15 protein-coding genes are annotated in these 16,482 nt (G+C 59.9%); 10 read left to right on the plus strand and 5 right to left on the minus strand.

Annotation, left to right across the window (positions count from 1 at the left end):
- Nucleotides 1-21: 21 nt before the first annotated feature.
- The 7 genes from B0E33_RS16590 (at nucleotide 22) to arsB (ending at nucleotide 7,111) form a co-directional block, all read left to right on the plus strand.
- Nucleotides 22-1,626 (plus strand): ABC transporter substrate-binding protein, encoded by a 1,605-nt coding sequence (locus tag B0E33_RS16590; protein ID WP_023003397.1) that lies wholly within the window; start codon nucleotides 22-24, stop codon nucleotides 1,624-1,626.
- A gap of 118 nt (nucleotides 1,627-1,744) precedes the next feature.
- Nucleotides 1,745-2,752, plus strand: coding sequence for an ABC transporter permease subunit (locus B0E33_RS16595; RefSeq protein WP_023003396.1), 1,008 nt, complete (start codon nucleotides 1,745-1,747; stop codon nucleotides 2,750-2,752).
- 16 nt (nucleotides 2,753-2,768) lie between these two features.
- A complete protein-coding gene (locus B0E33_RS16600; protein WP_023003395.1) occupies nucleotides 2,769-3,698 on the plus strand; it encodes an ABC transporter permease subunit in 930 nt (309 codons plus the stop codon).
- A 3-nt stretch (nucleotides 3,699-3,701) separates the two neighbouring features.
- Nucleotides 3,702-4,538, plus strand: a complete 837-nt coding sequence (locus B0E33_RS16605; RefSeq protein WP_023003394.1) for an ABC transporter ATP-binding protein — start codon at nucleotides 3,702-3,704, stop codon at nucleotides 4,536-4,538.
- Nucleotide 4,539: 1 nt separating this feature from the next.
- Nucleotides 4,540-5,370 (plus strand): dipeptide ABC transporter ATP-binding protein, encoded by an 831-nt coding sequence (locus B0E33_RS16610; protein WP_077291787.1) that lies wholly within the window; start codon nucleotides 4,540-4,542, stop codon nucleotides 5,368-5,370.
- A gap of 179 nt (nucleotides 5,371-5,549) precedes the next feature.
- Nucleotides 5,550-5,903, plus strand: coding sequence for an ArsR/SmtB family transcription factor (locus B0E33_RS16615; RefSeq protein ID WP_055661220.1), 354 nt, complete (start codon nucleotides 5,550-5,552; stop codon nucleotides 5,901-5,903).
- Between the two features lie 161 nt (nucleotides 5,904-6,064).
- The gene (arsB, locus tag B0E33_RS16620) at nucleotides 6,065-7,111 is read left to right on the plus strand and encodes an ACR3 family arsenite efflux transporter (RefSeq protein ID WP_023003391.1); all 1,047 of its coding nucleotides are present in this window, start codon (nucleotides 6,065-6,067) and stop codon (nucleotides 7,109-7,111) included.
- Here arsB and B0E33_RS16625 read toward each other — a convergent pair.
- Complete coding sequence (locus tag B0E33_RS16625) at nucleotides 7,090-7,755, minus strand: GntR family transcriptional regulator (protein WP_055661222.1); 666 nt, start codon at nucleotides 7,753-7,755, stop codon at nucleotides 7,090-7,092. The genes arsB and B0E33_RS16625 overlap by 22 nt on opposite strands.
- A gap of 192 nt (nucleotides 7,756-7,947) precedes the next feature.
- Between B0E33_RS16625 and B0E33_RS16630 the strand changes: the two genes are divergently transcribed.
- Entirely contained in the window at nucleotides 7,948-9,189 is a 1,242-nt protein-coding gene (locus B0E33_RS16630) for an NAD(P)/FAD-dependent oxidoreductase (RefSeq protein ID WP_077291788.1), read from the plus strand.
- A gap of 41 nt (nucleotides 9,190-9,230) precedes the next feature.
- On the opposite strand, the gene B0E33_RS16635 is transcribed toward B0E33_RS16630, so the two are convergent.
- Nucleotides 9,231-9,656: a GNAT family N-acetyltransferase gene (locus B0E33_RS16635; RefSeq protein ID WP_077291789.1), complete on the minus strand. Its 426-nt coding sequence runs from the start codon at nucleotides 9,654-9,656 to the stop codon at nucleotides 9,231-9,233.
- A gap of 224 nt (nucleotides 9,657-9,880) precedes the next feature.
- On the minus strand, nucleotides 9,881-10,567 hold the full coding sequence (locus B0E33_RS16640; protein ID WP_023003387.1) for a DUF2270 domain-containing protein: 687 nt from the start codon (nucleotides 10,565-10,567) through the stop codon (nucleotides 9,881-9,883).
- Between the two features lie 252 nt (nucleotides 10,568-10,819).
- Here B0E33_RS16640 and B0E33_RS16645 point away from each other — a divergent pair, with 252 nt between their 5' ends.
- Entirely contained in the window at nucleotides 10,820-11,758 is a 939-nt protein-coding gene (locus B0E33_RS16645) for an MliC family protein (RefSeq protein ID WP_077291790.1), read from the plus strand.
- Between the two features lie 43 nt (nucleotides 11,759-11,801).
- Here B0E33_RS16645 and B0E33_RS16650 read toward each other — a convergent pair whose 3' ends face one another.
- Nucleotides 11,802-14,252 carry a Tex family protein gene (locus tag B0E33_RS16650; RefSeq protein WP_077291791.1) on the minus strand — a complete coding sequence of 817 codons (2,451 nt, stop codon included), beginning with the start codon at nucleotides 14,250-14,252 and terminating at the stop codon, nucleotides 11,802-11,804.
- 407 nt (nucleotides 14,253-14,659) lie between these two features.
- Here B0E33_RS16650 and B0E33_RS16655 point away from each other — a divergent pair, with 407 nt between their 5' ends.
- Complete coding sequence (locus B0E33_RS16655; protein WP_077291792.1) at nucleotides 14,660-15,310, plus strand: TetR/AcrR family transcriptional regulator; 651 nt, start codon at nucleotides 14,660-14,662, stop codon at nucleotides 15,308-15,310.
- Here B0E33_RS16655 and B0E33_RS16660 read toward each other — a convergent pair.
- Nucleotides 15,294-16,415 (minus strand): ATP-dependent DNA helicase, encoded by a 1,122-nt coding sequence (locus tag B0E33_RS16660; protein WP_077291793.1) that lies wholly within the window; start codon nucleotides 16,413-16,415, stop codon nucleotides 15,294-15,296. The genes B0E33_RS16655 and B0E33_RS16660 overlap by 17 nt on opposite strands.
- Nucleotides 16,416-16,482: the final 67 nt, after the last annotated feature.

A 16,482-nucleotide genomic window follows, 5' to 3' on the forward strand; every position in this document is an offset into this window, starting at 1 on the left:
CATCAAGGGGAGAACAGTTTGATGAATTTCCAAAAAACCTTGAAGGCATCCCTTCTTGGCGTAAGCCTTGCTGTGATTGCAGCGACCGGCGCTTCTGCAAAAAACCTGGTTTATTGCTCTGAAGGTTCGCCTGAAGGCTTTGATGCTGCACTTTACACCGCAGGCACGACGTTCGACGCTTCCTCCAAGCCGATCTACAACCGGCTTGTCGAGTTCAAGCGCGGCACGACCGAAGTGCTGCCGGGCCTGGCTGAAAGCTGGGAAGTTTCCGAAGACGGTCTGGAATACACCTTCAAGCTGCGTCAGGGTGTGAAGTTCCACACCACCAGCTTCTTCACGCCGACCCGTGAATTCAATGCAGACGACGTGATCTTCACCTTCGAGCGTCAGCTGAAGAAGGATCATCCGTGGCACGAATACACCGCCGGTACCGCGTGGGAATATTTCGACGGCATGTCCATGCCGGACCTGATCAAGGAAATCGTCAGGGTTGACGACTACACGGTCAAGTTCGTCCTGAACCGCCCGGAAGCACCGATGATCGCCAACCTGGCGATGGACTTCGCTTCCGTCGTGTCTGCCGAATACGCAGCGCAGCTTGAAGCAGCCGGTTCCAAGGAACAGCTGAACCAGCAGCCGGTCGGCACCGGTCCGTTCTCCTTCGTGGGTTACCAGAAGGACGCCGTGATCCGTTATGCGGCAAACCCGGACTACTGGGGTGGCAAGCAGCCGGTCGACAACCTGATCTTCGCGATCACTCCGGATGCAGCCGTGCGTCTTCAGAAGCTGAAGGCCGGTGAATGTCACGTCATGCCGTACCCGGCACCGGCCGACATCGCCGACATCAAGGCTGACGGCAACCTGACCCTGATGGAACAGCAGGGCCTGAACGTCGGTTACCTCGCTTACAACACCAAGCAGGCACCGTTCGACAAGCCGGAAGTCCGCAAGGCGCTGAACCACGCGATCAACAAGCAGGCGATCCTCGACGCAGTTTTCCAGGGCTCCGGCCAGGCTGCCAAGAACCCGATCCCGCCGACGATGTGGTCCTACAACGACGCCGTTGAAGACGACGACTACAATCCGGAACTGGCCAAGGAAATGCTGGCAGCAGCTGGTGTATCCGATCTTTCCATGAAGATCTGGGCAATGCCGGTACAGCGTCCGTACAACCCGAACGCTCGTCGCATGGCTGAAGTCATGCAGGCCGACTTCGCGAACGTCGGCGTGAACGTCGAGATCGTTTCCTACGAATGGGGTGAATACCTGTCCCGTTCCAAGGACGAGAACCGCGACGGTGCCGTGCTTCTCGGCTGGACCGGTGACAACGGCGACCCGGACAACTTCCTGGCCGTTCTGCTCGGCTGTGACGGTGTCGGCGGCTCCAACCGCGCCCAGTGGTGCAACGAAGAGTTCGACGCGCTGATCAAGAAGGCAAAGACCGTGACCAGCAAGGAAGAGCGCACCAAGCTCTACGAAGAGGCACAGGTCGTGTTCAAGGAGCAGGCTCCGTGGGCAACCATCGCGCACTCCGTGGTCTTCATGCCGATGTCCTCCAAGGTCTCTGGCTATGTCATGGACCCGCTCGGCGGCCACTGGTTTGACGGCGTGGACATTGCGGAGTAAATCCGCCTAACTCGAAGAGGGCGCTGGCAGCAATGCCGGCGCCTTCGGACATTCTGGCCGGCGGATGCTTTCCTGACATCAGGTCGTTTCCGCTGGCTCTTCGTATCTGGAACCTGACATGCTTCGCTTTCTTCTAGGTCGTCTCGGCCTGTTGATACCGACATTCTTCGGCGTCACCCTCGTCGCCTTCTCGTTTATCCGCATGCTGCCCGGCGATCCTGCCGAACTGCTCGCAGGCGAGCGCGGTATATCTGATGAGCGGAGGGCTCAGGTCCTTGGCCAGCTTGGCTTCGACAAACCGCTCTGGCAACAGTACCTCGACTACATCGCAGGTATCTTCCAGGGGGATCTGGGCACGTCCTTCGTGTCGAAGAAGCCGGTGCTGGATGAATTTCTGACACTGTTTCCGGCGACTGCCGAACTCGCGCTCTGCGCCATCATCATTGCCGTCTGCCTTGGCATTCCCGCCGGCATCTTCGCGGCCGTGAAGCGCGGATCGGTTGCCGACCAGGCAATCATGGGCACGGCGCTGGTCGGTTACTCGATGCCGATCTTCTGGTGGGGCCTGCTGCTGATCATCCTGTTTTCGGGAACCCTCGGCTGGACACCGGTCTCAGGGCGCATCTCGCTGATGTTCTTCTTCCCGCAGGTCACCGGCTTCATGCTGATCGACAGTCTGCTGTCCGGCGAGAAGGGGGCCTTCCTCTCCGCCGTCCGTCACCTGATCCTGCCGTCCATCGTTCTGGCGACCATTCCGATGGCGGTGATCGCACGCCAGACCCGATCCGCCATGCTGGAAGTTCTGGGCGAGGACTATGTGCGCACGGCCCGCGCGAAAGGCCTGCCGCCCCGCGCGGTGATCGGTCTGCATGCGCTGCGCAATGCCCTTATCCCGGTGGTGACCACCATCGGCCTGCAGGTCGGCGTGCTTCTTGCCGGCGCGATCCTGACAGAGACTATCTTCTCCTGGCCGGGCATCGGCAAATGGCTCGTCGACAGCATCTCGCGCCGCGACTACTTCGTGGTCCAGGGTGGTCTGCTGCTGATCGCCGGGATCATCATGATGGTCAACCTGATCGTGGACGTGCTCTACGGCCTGATCAATCCGCGAATTCGCCACAACTGAGCCGGGGACAAGGAAAATGACAAATACCTCGCCGGCTGCGAAAGCCGATCAGACCAAGCTCCAGGCCGAAAGCCGCAACGCCACCAAGGCGCAGCTTGTCGAGTTCTGGTACTACTTCTCACAGAACAAGGGTGCCGTTGTCGGCCTCGTGGTGTTCGCGTTGCTGGTCCTCATGGCCATCTTCGCGCCGCTGGTCGCGCCGCATAGCCCCGACTTCCAGTATCGCGACAGTTTCCTCGTGCCTCCGGTCTGGGAGGAGGGCGGCAAGGCCGCGTTCCTGCTGGGAACGGATGCCGTTGGCCGTGATATTCTTTCGCGCCTCATCTTCGGCGCGCGCTTCTCGCTGTTCATCGGTGTTGTCGTCGTCACCATCGCCCTTGTCGGCGGTGTCGTGATCGGCCTTGTCGCCGGTTATATGCGCGGCATGACCGACACGCTGATCATGCGTGTGATGGACATCATCCTGGCATTCCCCTCGCTTCTGCTGGCCCTCGTGCTGGTGGCTATCCTGGGACCCGGGCTGATCAACGCCATGATCGCAATTGCCATCGTGCTGCAGCCGCATTTCGTGCGTCTGACCCGCGCGGCCGTCCTGTCCGAACGCACACGAGACTATGTCGTCGCGGCGAAAGTGGCAGGTGCCGGGCACATGCGGCTGATGTTCAAGACGATCCTGCCAAACTGTCTGGCGCCGCTGATCGTTCAGGCGACGCTGTCGTTCTCCAACGCGATCCTGGATGCGGCCGCCCTCGGCTTCCTGGGTATGGGAGCACAGCCGCCAACACCGGAATGGGGCACCATGCTTGCCGAAGCGCGCGAATTCATCCTGCGCGCGTGGTGGGTTGTAACCTTCCCGGGTCTGGCGATCCTGATCACCGTTCTTGCCATCAACCTGGTCGGTGACGGTCTGCGCGATGCGCTCGACCCGAAACTGAAGAGGAGCTAAGCCATGTCTCTTCTTGAAATCAGAAACCTGAAGGTCGAGTTCGACACCGCCAAGGGCCCGTTCAAGGCGCTCGACGGCGTTGATTATGCGGTCGATGCAGGCGAGGTCCTGGCGATCGTCGGCGAATCCGGGTCCGGAAAATCCGTTGCCATGCTGGCGACCATGGGTCTGCTACCGAACACGGCAACGATCACCGCCGACAAGATGGAATTCGAGGGTCTCGACCTGCGCACCCTGTCGGCCAAGGAGCGGCGCCGGGTGATCGGGAAAGACATCTCGATGATCTTCCAGGAGCCGATTGCCAGTCTCAACCCGTGTTTCACGGTTGGCTTCCAGCTCAGTGAAACATTGAAGACCCACATGGGATTGAAGGGACGTCAGGCCCGGGACCGGGTGGTCGAGATCCTGACCTCCGTCGGTATTCCGAACCCAGCCGAACGCCTGTCCGCATTTCCGCATCAGATGTCGGGCGGCCAGTGCCAGCGTGTGATGATCGCCATGGCAATTGCCTGTGCGCCGAAACTGCTGATCGCCGACGAGCCGACGACTGCCCTCGACGTGACGATCCAGAAACAGATCCTGGATCTCCTGGTCAAGCTGCAGCAGGACAGCGGCATGGGGCTGATCATGATTACCCATGACATGGGCGTGGTGGCCGAAACCGCCGATCGTGTCATCGTGCAGTACAAGGGCCGCAAGATGGAGGAGGCCGACGTGCTGTCCCTCTTCGAAAACCCCAAGAACCCGTATACGAAGGCATTGCTTTCAGCGTTGCCGGAAAATGCCACCGGCGACCGCTTGCCGACGGTGAGCGACTTTGCCGAAGCGGGAGGTTTCTGAGATGGCTGACGATGTGATCCTCAAGGTCCGCGATCTTTACCGGACCTATGACATCAAGGGCGGCATGTTCAAGAAGGCGTCGACCCTGACCGCCGTCAAGGGTGTGAACCTGGATGTGGAACGCGGCACCACCCTTGCCGTGGTCGGCGAAAGTGGCTGTGGCAAGTCGACCCTTGCGCGCATGCTCACCATGATCGACGCGCAGTCTTCCGGCCTTATCGAGATCGATGGCCTGCCGATCGATATTTCCAAGACCGGTATTTCCCGCGAAATGCGCCAGAAGGTGCAGATCGTTTTCCAGAACCCCTATGGCTCGCTGAATCCGCGCCAGAAGATTGGCCATGTTCTGGAAGAGCCGCTTCTCCTGAACACCGACATGCCGTCGGCAGAGCGCCGTGACCTGGCGCTGCAGATGCTGGAGAAGGTCGGGTTGCAGCCGGAGCACTACGGCCGTTATCCGCACATGTTCTCCGGTGGCCAGCGCCAGCGCATCGCGATTGCGCGGGCAATCATGATGAAGCCGAAGTTGCTGGTGCTCGATGAGCCGGTCTCCGCGCTTGACCTGTCGGTCCAGGCGCAGATTCTGAACCTGCTTGCGGACCTGCAGGAGGAGATGGGCCTCACCTATGTGTTCATCTCTCACGACCTGTCGGTGGTGCGCTACATCGCAGACAAGGTGATGGTGATGTATTTCGGTGAAGTGGTGGAATACGGCACGCGGGACGAGGTTTTCGAGAACCCGCAGCACGAATACACCAAGACACTGTTCGCCGCGACGCCGAATGCGGATGTGGAAAGCATCAGGAAACGACTGGCTGCAAAGGCTGCCTGAACCGGCGGTTCTGTCAGACGCTGAAAACAAGACCCTCGCTCTTTCCGGAGCGGGGGTCTTTTGCTTTCGGTCACGGAGCAGCGCTCACATTCCCACCCGGTCGCAGCTTCGGTTTGCAACTTCTTGCAACGCAGCAATTTTTGGGTTGCATAGTTCCATATTTCGAGTATTCTCGAAATATGGAAAAAGAAGACGCCCTGAATGCATTGGCAGCTCTTGGTCAGGAAACCCGCCTCGACGTCTTTCGCCTGTTGGTGAAGGCCGGAAAAGAAGGCATGACCGCCGGTGCCATATCAGATGCACTCGATGTGCGTCCGAATACCCTGTCGACCCACCTGGGCGCCTTGTCCCGTTCCGGCCTTGTGCACGCCGAACGGGACGGGCGCTCGATTTGTTATCGGGCGAGCCTGGAAGCGATGCAGGGCCTCGTGACCTACCTGTTGCAGGACTGCTGCGGCGGCAACCCGGAACTCTGCGCACCGATCGCGTCGCTTGTGGCCGGTGGCGGCTGTGAACCAGGTGGGAAGTGCTGACATTCAGGAAACAGATACGCCTGGATGCCGGAAGGGGGTTCCTTTCGGCTGCAAGGCAAGCTGCGTGACCGGTTCTGAGCGATTTGATGTTGAGACACCTCGGGCAGGTTTTCAACGCTGCTCCCTGGTTTGCTGAAATGCCGATGTGAGAGAGAGTTGGAATGACACAGGAAACGTCACCCATGGGGCTCTTCGAGCGCTTCTTGTCGCTCTGGGTTGCCTTGTGCATTGCCGCCGGGGTCGGGCTCGGCGCCCTCTTTCCCGGGGTCTTCGAGGCGATCGCCTCTCTGGAATATGCCAGCGTCAATCTGGTTGTGGCCGTACTCATCTGGGTGATGATCTACCCGATGATGGTCAACGTCGATTTTGCCTCGCTGAAGGATGTCGGCCGCAAGCCCAAGGGGCTTTGCATCACGATCGTCGTCAACTGGCTGGTCAAGCCCTTCACGATGGCGGCACTCGGCATCCTGTTCTTCGAACACGTATTCGCGGGGCTGGTGGATCCGCAGACTGCGAAAGAGTACATCGCCGGCATGATCCTGCTCGGCGTCGCGCCGTGCACGGCCATGGTCTTCGTCTGGAGCCAGCTGGTGCGCGGCGATGCCAACTACACGCTTGTCCAGGTCTCCATCAACGACATCATCATGGTGTTTGCCTTCGCGCCCATCGCAGCGCTGCTGCTTGGTGTGACCGACATCGTCGTGCCGTGGCAGACCTTGCTGCTGTCGGTGATCCTTTATGTGATCATTCCGCTGGTGGCCGGCTATTTTACCCGCAAGGCGCTGGATGGATCAGGGAGCGATGAGCGCATCGCCGAGTTCACGGGAAAGGTCAAACCCTTCTCCGTCATGGGTCTTCTGGCAACCGTTGTCCTGCTGTTCGGATTTCAGGCGCAGACCATCCTGGAAAAGCCGCTGGTGATCGTGTTGATTGCCGTGCCCCTGCTTATCCAGAGCTATGGCATTTTCTTCGTCGCCTACGCCTGGGGGTATCTGTGGCGGGTGCCGTTCAACACCGCCGCGCCGGCAGCGCTGATCGGGACGTCCAACTTCTTCGAACTTGCCGTGGCCGTTGCCATCAGCCTGTTCGGTCTGAACTCGGGCGCTGCCCTTGCGACGGTTGTCGGTGTTCTTGTGGAAGTGCCGGTGATGCTGTCGCTGGTCGCCTTTGCAAACCGGACACGGTCTCACTTTCCGGCGGCTGCCTGACCGGAGCCGCTGACCAGCGTCGTTGCCTGACGGCGCAGGTACAGCATGAGGTTTTCCGCGTGATCCATCGCGGCGGCCTCGTCTCCGGCGGCAACGGCGCGCATGACCTCCATGTGGCTCCAGGCTGCCGGGGTGAGATCCTCCTCACCAAAATGGCGGTACCAGAACCGGCGGCTCTGCGTCTGCAAAGGGGCCAGAGCCTTTGCCGCAAAGGGGTTGCAGGCAGCGGCCGAGACGACTTCGTCGAAGGCTTTGTCCAGGCGCAGATAATCCGCCACGTCCGGCTTCGCAGCCGCCTCGCGCATGTCTAGCGCAATCGCTTCAAGGGTTCTGCGGTCGTCCTTGCTGGCAAGCCGCGCTGCCAGCCCTGCAACGAGACGTTCCAGGGCGTGGCGGGCCTCAAGGACCTTCAGAAAATCGGACGGGTTCATTTCCGCAACGACAATGCCAAGCCGCGGCCGGATGTTCAAAAGGCCTTCCCAGGACAGCCGCTGAATGGCTTCGCGTATGGGTGTTCTGCCAAAACCCAGTCTCTGTGTAAGCGCGGCTTCCGTGACTGTTGCCCCTGGTTTCAGTTTCAGGGTCACGATTTCTTCTTCCAGCAGGCGATAAGCCTGAGTGGATCGGCTGAAATCTGCGGACATGAAAGTCTGGGCCTTTATATGTTTCAGATGTGCGAGTGATATATCAGAAGGTCAGCCGCTAGACGAGCCTTGCCGGTTCTGGCAGGACGGTGAACCTGAAAACAGACTGTTGGTCCGGTCGGTGGATCCTTGCGACATCCGCATTGTTTCGCCAACCAGGTCGTTGATCGCGAACGAGAAAAGAAACGCCGAATGAGCAAGGGACATGTCCATGTGGTTGGTGCGGGCATCGTCGGGCTGGCGACCGCTGCCAGCCTGGTGCAACGCGGATACGGCGTTACTGTGCTGGACCGCGAAGGCCCTGCGGCAGGCGCAAGCCAGGGCAACGCGGCTGCCATCGCCTGGACAGACGTCGCGCCTCTTGCTTCGCCTGGTCTTTGGAAACAGGCCTTCAAATGGATGCTGGATCCGCTGGGTCCCTTGTCGGTCCGTCCAGCCTATGCGCTCAAGATCCTGCCGTGGATGCTGCGTTTCATGGCGGCTTCAAACCCTGCAAAGGTGGCGCAGAGCACGAAGGCGCTGGCGGATCTGAATGGAGGCGCTCTTCCGGCGTGGGAAGCGCTCTGGCGGACAACGGGAACCCACAACCAGGTGCGCCGGGACGGCTGCCTGGAACTGTTCGACACGGTGCAGTCGCTTGAAGCCTCGCGCGCGGGCTGGGCGGAGCAGCGCGACTACGGCATCAAGGTTGAGGAACTGGATGCATCAGCGATCCGGGATCTGGAACCGGACCTTTCTTCCCGTGTCGTCGGCGGGGCACTCGTGCCGGACTGGGTGCAAGTGGATGAGCCCAAGGTCCTTTGCCTTTCGGTTGCCGAGTGGCTGTCATCTCAGGGTGTCAAGTTCGAGGTTGGTGAGGTCAGCCGCTTGCAGCCCAATGACAAGGGTTGTGACGTGATCCTGAAAGATGGCAGCACGATCGCGGCCGAGCGACTGGTGATTGCCTGCGGGGCATGGTCGAAGGCCCTTGCCGCGCAGCTGGGAGATCCGATCCCGCTGGATACGGAGCGCGGTTACAACATCACCATCCCGAACCCCGGCGTTAACGTGAACCGCATGATCATGCTGTCCGGTCACGGGTTCGTCCTGTCGCGTCTGTCCAGCGGCTTGCGCGTCGGCGGGGCGGTGGAATTCGGTGGTCTCGACCTGCCGCCGAACTGGCGCCGCGTGGACGCAATGCTGGCCAAGGCAAAGCTGTTTTTCCCGGAGCTCAAGTCGGAAGGCGGCAAACGCTGGATGGGGTTCCGCCCGTCCATTCCGGACAGCCTGCCGGTCATCTCACCGGCAACACGGCATAGCAGCATCTTTTATGCCTTTGGCCACGCCCACCACGGTCTGACGCAGTCTGCCGTCACAGGGCAGATGATTGCGGACATGATCGAGGGCGCGCGGCCTGATATCGATCCAGCGCCCTTTGCGGCAAGCCGGTTCTGAGCCAATGTCAGTTGCGGCGGCCACAGGCCGCCGCTTTTCTGTCAGGGCTTCATCGTCAGTTTAATGCTGATGTGCTGTGCCTGTTCGTGAAAGTATTCTTCGGTCGGCACAAAGCCATAGGCGGTGTAAAAACGCCGGCCGCGAGCATTCTCCTTGAAGACTTCAACGGTGAGCGGCCCCTTCTGTTTGACCGCGTGATCCACAAGGGCCCTTCCGAGGCCACGTCCATGATATTGCGGGTCCAGAAACAAGCCGCCGATATAGTTGTCCAGCAGCGAGATAAAGCCGACGGCAACCCCATTGATCTCCGTGACGTAGGATTCCGCCTTTGGCAGATAGATGTCGCGGATGGCGGTAGCGGCCATGTCGTGGAAGTCGTCACTCAGAAACGGGTGGGCGAATTCACTGGCCTTGCGCCAGATATGGATGATCCGTTCAGCGTCCTGGCTGACATAGGGTCTGATCATTTGGATAACATTGTCCTCGTCCGATCATGAGGTCACGACCGGGTGGTGTCTCTCTTCAGGTTTGGCAAACGCAGTCCGGAGCAGCCGGAGGCGATTTGCGGATGGGCACCGATGGGTGCCCGAGAGGTCAGGACATAAAATCTCCGAAGTGGACTGAGAGGCCCATACCACACCCTGCTGCCGGAGGAAAAGACATGTGCTTCTCGAAGCTGACACCGGCTGTCTCAGATCGACTGCATCGGCGAGCGGCGTTTTTCCCGGTAGAGCTTGTCCAGTCGCAAGGTCACGATGGCAAACACCACCCAGCTGGTATGAAAGACAAGACCTGCAAGCATGACGGTCCATCCGGGGATCGGCCCTATCGCCGCCCGTTGGAACACGTCGGCAAGGCTGGTCAGTGGGACGGGGTGTATCGCCAGCTTGCCGTAGTAGGCGACAGCCTGGATCGCCAGGATCCAGGAATAGTTGCTGCGCAAGCGCCGTCCTGCCGCCCTGACCAGCGAGATATGATAATGCGGCATCTCATAGTCGTCGGAGAGCATCGTTGCCCAGCTTCCGCGCATGGGCACTTTGCCTCCAGCGAGGATAGGCGCGTAAAAGTCCGTCTCCATCAGCCGTGCCCGGGCCCGAAACATGTTGTAGTAGCGGTAGCGGCGAGCTTCGAAGATCAGGAAAACAGTTACCAGCAGCCCCACCAGCACCATGGGCAAGGGTGAGGCTTCCTTGTTGGAGAATGTCGCGGACAGGGCGATGCCGGTGGTGACGACGGCCCAGTTGGTGGTGTTATCGAGGCGGGTGCGCCAATGTGTGCTGCGAAACACCTCCGCGCGGTAAAGGTGGGCAAGCGCGGTGAGCGTGCCGGACTCCATGTCCTGCTTGGGCCAGTCCTGTTCCTGATCCTTCTGAGACATATTCCGTTCCTAAACGGACTTCCTTTTAAAACAGAGTAATGCAGTTTCCCGCTATTGCCAGAGGGGCAAAATTGACCATGGCGAAGCCGGGGAAGGGCGCGCGCTGCCTGTCTGACATAGTGCCGCGCAAGTAGCCGCAAAACGAAGTTCCATTTCCTGTTCGTATGACCTAAAGTTCGTCGTTGAATACAGTAATTTTCTCCGAAGACGCTGCATTTCCTCTTAAGTAACTTCAATAGAACAGGCATTTTGATGAGCAGATTTTCGCTTTTTGTCGTGCTGGCAACACTTGTTTTGCCAGCCAGTTTCGCTTTCGCCTCACCGGACGTCGATTTCCCGCAAAACGGTGCATCCTACGGCGGCAAGGTTCGCAGTGGTCCTGGTATGCAATACGGGCAAAGTGGCAGTCTCCGTCAGGGGGATGCCATTTTGATCCTGTCCGGTACCGGGGTCATGATGAATGGATACGAGTGGTTCCAGGTCAGGTACCGCAACGGACAGACAGGCTACCACTGGGGCGGGCTGTTCTGCTCGGAGCGCCCATACCCGGGGATATATGAGGTCTGCGGAGGCCGGCCTCAGGTCCAGAACCCGGTGCCGCAGCAACCTGGTGGCCAACTGTCGGCAGCTCCTGGTGTGAATGGCCAGAATGTTGGTGTCGTCCGGCATTCTGGCGGCAGTTTCACAAACGTTGGAAACGGCCAGTGGCAGGAAGCGGACGTCTACGGCACCGTGAATTTCCATTTTCAGGAATTCGGCCGGGACGACTGGTCGGTGTATCTCCACGATGCTTCAAGAAATGTGACGCTGCAGCTGGATCTGCATCGGCGCATGATCCTTTATGCGCAGGGAAATGGTCCGCGGTCGGACCTATACCAGATCACCGATGCCTTTCCGGCGCGCAACTATCAACCGGCAGCAGCTGGCAATGTGGCGCAGCCGGCCGCCGGTGACTCAATCACGGTGCATTACACGTGCACCGAAGGATTGCCTTTGACGGCCACCTACGTGCAAAGCGGCAATGGCCACCTGATCTACACCATTGACGGTCACACGCCGAGACGGCTCGAGCAGGTCGTCTCAGGGTCAGGCGCGCGTTATACGGACGGTCAGTACACGGTTCACAGCAAGGGACGGCAGCTCTTGCTCCAGTCGCCTTCGGGCATCGATGAATGTTACGAAAACCAGTAACAGGTTGATCCAGCGGCGCTGATAACGCCGCTGGATCAGTCCGTCATTTCTTCTTGTTCATCGCTGCGGCGAGTGCCGCGGCCAAGGCGTTGTTGCCGCTGTCTCCGCCGGAGGACTTCGGCGCGCCGCCACCACGGGGGCCATTTCCGCGCGGGCCGTTACCGCCGCCGGGTCCCTTGCCGCTGGGGGCTCTGCCTCCCGGACCGTTCCGGTTCTGGCCACCCCTGTCCTGACCACCACGCTCGCGCTGGCCCTGGTAATCTGCCTGGGACTTCATGGTCATGGAGATGCGCTTGCGTGGAACATCCACTTCCAGGACCGTCACCTTGACGATGTCACCGGCCTTCACGACCTTGTGCGGATCATCGACGAACCGATCAGCCAATTGGGAAACATGCACCAGCCCGTCCTGATGAACACCAACATCGACGAAGGCGCCGAAGTTGGTAACGTTGGTGACCGTGCCTTCCAGCTTCATGCCCGGTTTCAGGTCGGAAATTTCCTCGACGCCGTCCTGAAGGGTCGCGGTCTTGAATTCGGGGCGCGGGTCGCGGCCCGGCTTTTCCAGTTCCGACAGGATGTCCTTCACGGTTGGAAGGCCGAATTTCTCGTCGGTGAATTCTGACGGTTCGAGGCCTTTCAGCAGTGAGGCATCGCCCATGATCTGGCGCACGTCGCGGCCGCAGGCCTTCACGATCCGTTTTGCCAAGGGATAGGCTTCCGGGTGGACGGAGGAGGCGTCGAGCGGTTCCTTGCCTTCGTTGATGCGCAGAAAGCCTGCGCAAAGTTCAAAAGCCTTGGCGCCGAGGCGCGGGACTTCCTTGAGCTGGGTCCGACTGTCGAACCGGCCGATGGCTTCACGGTGTTCGACCACGGCCTTTGCCAGACTGTCCGACAGGCCGGAAATGCGCGACAGCAGGGCGGGAGAGGCGGTGTTGAGATCAACGCCGACGGCATTCACCGCGTCTTCGACAACCGCATCCAGCGCACGGGCCAGCTTGGTCTGGTTGACGTCGTGCTGGTACTGGCCGACCCCGATGGACTTCGGTTCGATCTTGACCAGTTCGGCAAGCGGGTCCTGCAGGCGGCGGGCGATGGAGGCCGCGCCGCGCAGGGAAACGTCGACATCCGGCATTTCCTTCGCCGCCAGTTCCGAGGCCGAATAGACCGAAGCACCGGCCTCGTTGACGATGACCTTTACCGGGCGCTGGGCGGCGGGAATGTCGGCAAGAACGTCACCCGCCAGCTTGTCTGTTTCACGGCTGGCCGTGCCGTTGCCGATGGCGATCAGGCCGACCTTGTGTTTCGCGATCAAGGCGAGGAGAGCGGCGCGGGAGCCGGAAACATCATTGCGCGGCTGGAACGGATAGATGGTCGCGGTTTCGACCAGCTTGCCGGTTGCATCGACAACGGCAACCTTCACACCTGTCCGGATGCCGGGATCGAGGCCGAGTGTGGTTCTGGAGCCGGCGGGCGCTGCCAGCAGAAGATCCTTGAGGTTGCGGGCAAAAACCTGGATGGCTTCTTCTTCCGCCTTGTCACGCAGGACACCCATCAGGTCGAGTTCCAGGTGCAGGGCAAGCTTCACCTTCCAGGCGAAACGCGCAGCTTCCATAAGCCACTTGTCGCCAGGGCGGCCCCGGTCAGCGATGCCATAGGTGTCAGCAACCATCTTTACGGCGGGCAGGACAGGGGAGACGTCGTCAGCATCAACCGTCAGGTCGACAGACAGGATGCCTTCGTTGCGACCACGGAACAGCGCAAGGGCGCGGTGACTCGGGATCTTGGACCATTGTTCGGAATAGTCGAAATAGTCGGCGAATTTCGCACCTTTTTCCGCCATGCCGTCGATGAGTTTCGATTGAACGACACCACGTTCCTCGACATGGCGGCGCAGGCGGCCGACCAGCTCGGCGTTTTCGGCAAAGCGTTCCATCAGGATCTGGCGAGCACCGTCAAGCGCCGCCTTGGTGTCGGCAACGCCCTTGCCTTCATCCACGTAAGCGGCCGCTTCGGCTTCGGGGTCTCGGGTGGGATCACCCAGAAGAGTGTCGGCCAGCGGTTCCAGGCCGGCTTCACGGGCAATCTGTGCCTTGGTGCGACGCTTCTTCTTGAACGGCAGATAGATGTCCTCAAGCTGGGACTTTGTATCGGCTGCCTGAATGCTGGCAACAAGATCGTCTGTGAGCTTGCCCTGCTCTTCGATTGATTTGGTTATGGCGACGCGGCGGTCTTCCATTTCGCGCAGATAAATCAGCCGCTCTTCGAGCTTGCGCAGCTGGGTGTCGTCAAGCCCGCCGGTGGCTTCCTTCCGGTAGCGGGCGATGAATGGCACCGTCGAACCTTCGTCCAGCATCTGGACGGCCGAATTCACCTGGCCGGCCTTGCAGCCGATTTCATCCGCGATCCTCTGTGCGATGCGCAGGGCGGTCTGGGCGGACAGGTCGGCCTTGGGAGTGGACGTGGTCGGGTCGGTCATCGATACGCTTGCCATTTACGAAAGGTACTTTCCGTCGAGAAAAATCTGAGCCGCAGACGATAAGCCCCCTCAATCGGGCGGAAAAGGGACCGATGAGCTCCGTCCACTGTGAAATACCGAAAGATTGCCGGATCGGGCGCGCCGGATTGAAACGAGCTGAGCCCAATGGCGAACCAATTTCACAGCAGGCAGTGCAGTGAAATTGTTTTGGTATGCACTTTTAGGTTGAATGGTGGGTAGTTCCTGTACGAATTGCAATAAATTGCGTATTCTGCGTTGAAAACGAGCAGCTATTCTTTCAACAGGATGTCGTGGTCGGTTGGTGGTGCGCATGGTGGGCAAGGGCACACATCCTGCCGAGGTTCAAGGTTCCCGAGCTTTAATAACCGGATCACACGGTTTGTTATGAGGAGTGCAGACCGATGGCGCGCGGACGGCCAAGAAAAATCGATACCAAAGACGCTCTTCATTCCGTGATGATCGCCTTTTGGCAGAACGGCTATACCGGCACATCCATGAGCGATCTTGCCGAAGCGTCAGGCATGGCCAAACCGGGCCTTTATGCCGCGTTCGGCGATAAGGAAGCACTGTTCGAAAAGGCGCTTCTGCATTATTTCGAAACCTATGGCGGGCCGGTTTTTGCCAGGTTGAAACGGGCTGAAAAACACGTTGTACAGGACTTCAGGGATTTTCTCGGTGCCGTCGCGGACCTGACGCTGGACAAGGAAACGCCGGCTGGATGTTTTCTCGTCAATGCGCTTGTCGATTGCACATATGGCGCTCAGCGGCATCAGGAAGTCGTGCTGAACCTGAGGGCTGCACGGTTCAAGGCCATCAGGGATCGCCTTTTAAAGGCGGTTGCCGCGGGGGAGATGTCTGAAGATACCGACGTGGACCGGACGGCAACCTTCATCGACGGACAGTTTTCGGCAATTGCCCTGCTTGGGCGCAGCGGCAGCAGCGAGAACGACCTCAGAACCTTTATCGAGACCGGTCTCCAGGCACTTCCTGCCAGCAATGATCTGCAGGAGATTTCCGAAGCCGCGTTCGACTCGCCTATCTTACGACAGTGATCTTCTCGGCGGCGCGGGTGACTGCGGTATAAAGCCAGCGGCTCTTGTGCTCGCGGAATGCCCAACTTTCATCGAACAGGACAACGTTGTCCCACTGCGAGCCCTGGGCCTTGTGGACGGTCAGCGCATAGCCGTAGTCGAATTCGTCCGCCTTGCGCCGGATGGCATAGGGAATGCTTTCCGCGCCATCCTCGAACATGGCCGGCAACACCTTCACCTTGACGGCGTTTCTCGAGAGCTCGTCCTCGGACACGACATCGAAGCGCAACGTGTTGCCACGTGGGGGCCGCAGGCGCTTGACCGTCCATAGACCGCCGTTCAAAAGCCCCTTGGTCTTGTCGTTCCTGAGGCACACCAGCTTGTCGCCGACCGCTGGCATGGGAGTGGAGAAATCCTTCAACTCGCGAATGCGGGCGTTGTAGAGCCTGCGCGTCTTGTTGGTGCCGACCAGCACCTGATCGGCGGCAAGGATCTGGTCCTTGTCGATGTCGCGCCGGTGGATCACCCGGCTTTCGCCGAATGTGCCGTAGTCGAGCTGGCCACCGTCGCGAATGGTCATCGACATGCGCACGATCGGATTGTCCTGCGCCTGCCGGTGAACCTCGGTCAGCATCACGTCGGGTTCTGCTTCGGTGAAAAAGCCGCCGCCCTTGACCGGAGGCAGCTGTGCCGGGTCACCCAGCACCAGAACAGGCGTGCCGAAGGACAGAAGGTCCTTGCCCAGGTCTTCGTCCACCATGGAGCATTCGTCGATGACGATCAGGCTCGCGGTCGAAGCCTGGCTGTCACGCTTGATGGCAAACTGCGGGCCGCTGTCGTCATCATCGTCGTCAAGGTCGTCTTCTTCCTTGGCCGAGCGTGGGCGGTAGATCAGCGAATGGATCGTGCCCGCGTCCTCGCAGCCTTTCTGGCGCAGCACATGAGCAGCCTTGCCGGTGAAGGCGCCAAAACAGACGTCGCCGTCGATGCCTTCCGCCAGATGCCGGGCAAGCGTTGTCTTGCCCGTGCCCGCAAAGCCGAACAGGCGGAACACCTGCCTGTCGCCGCGCTTTAGCCAGGCAGCGGCTTCTTTCAGGGCTTCATCTTGTTGCGGGGACCAGGCCACGGAATGCTCCTTCAGGATCAGAACCGGTTGCTTACCCCGAAACGGGCGATTCGACCACGGCGGAATT

Origin of the sequence: Roseibium algicola, assembly GCF_001999245.1 — a bacterium.
Classification (GTDB): Bacteria; Pseudomonadota; Alphaproteobacteria; order Rhizobiales; family Stappiaceae; genus Roseibium; species Roseibium algicola.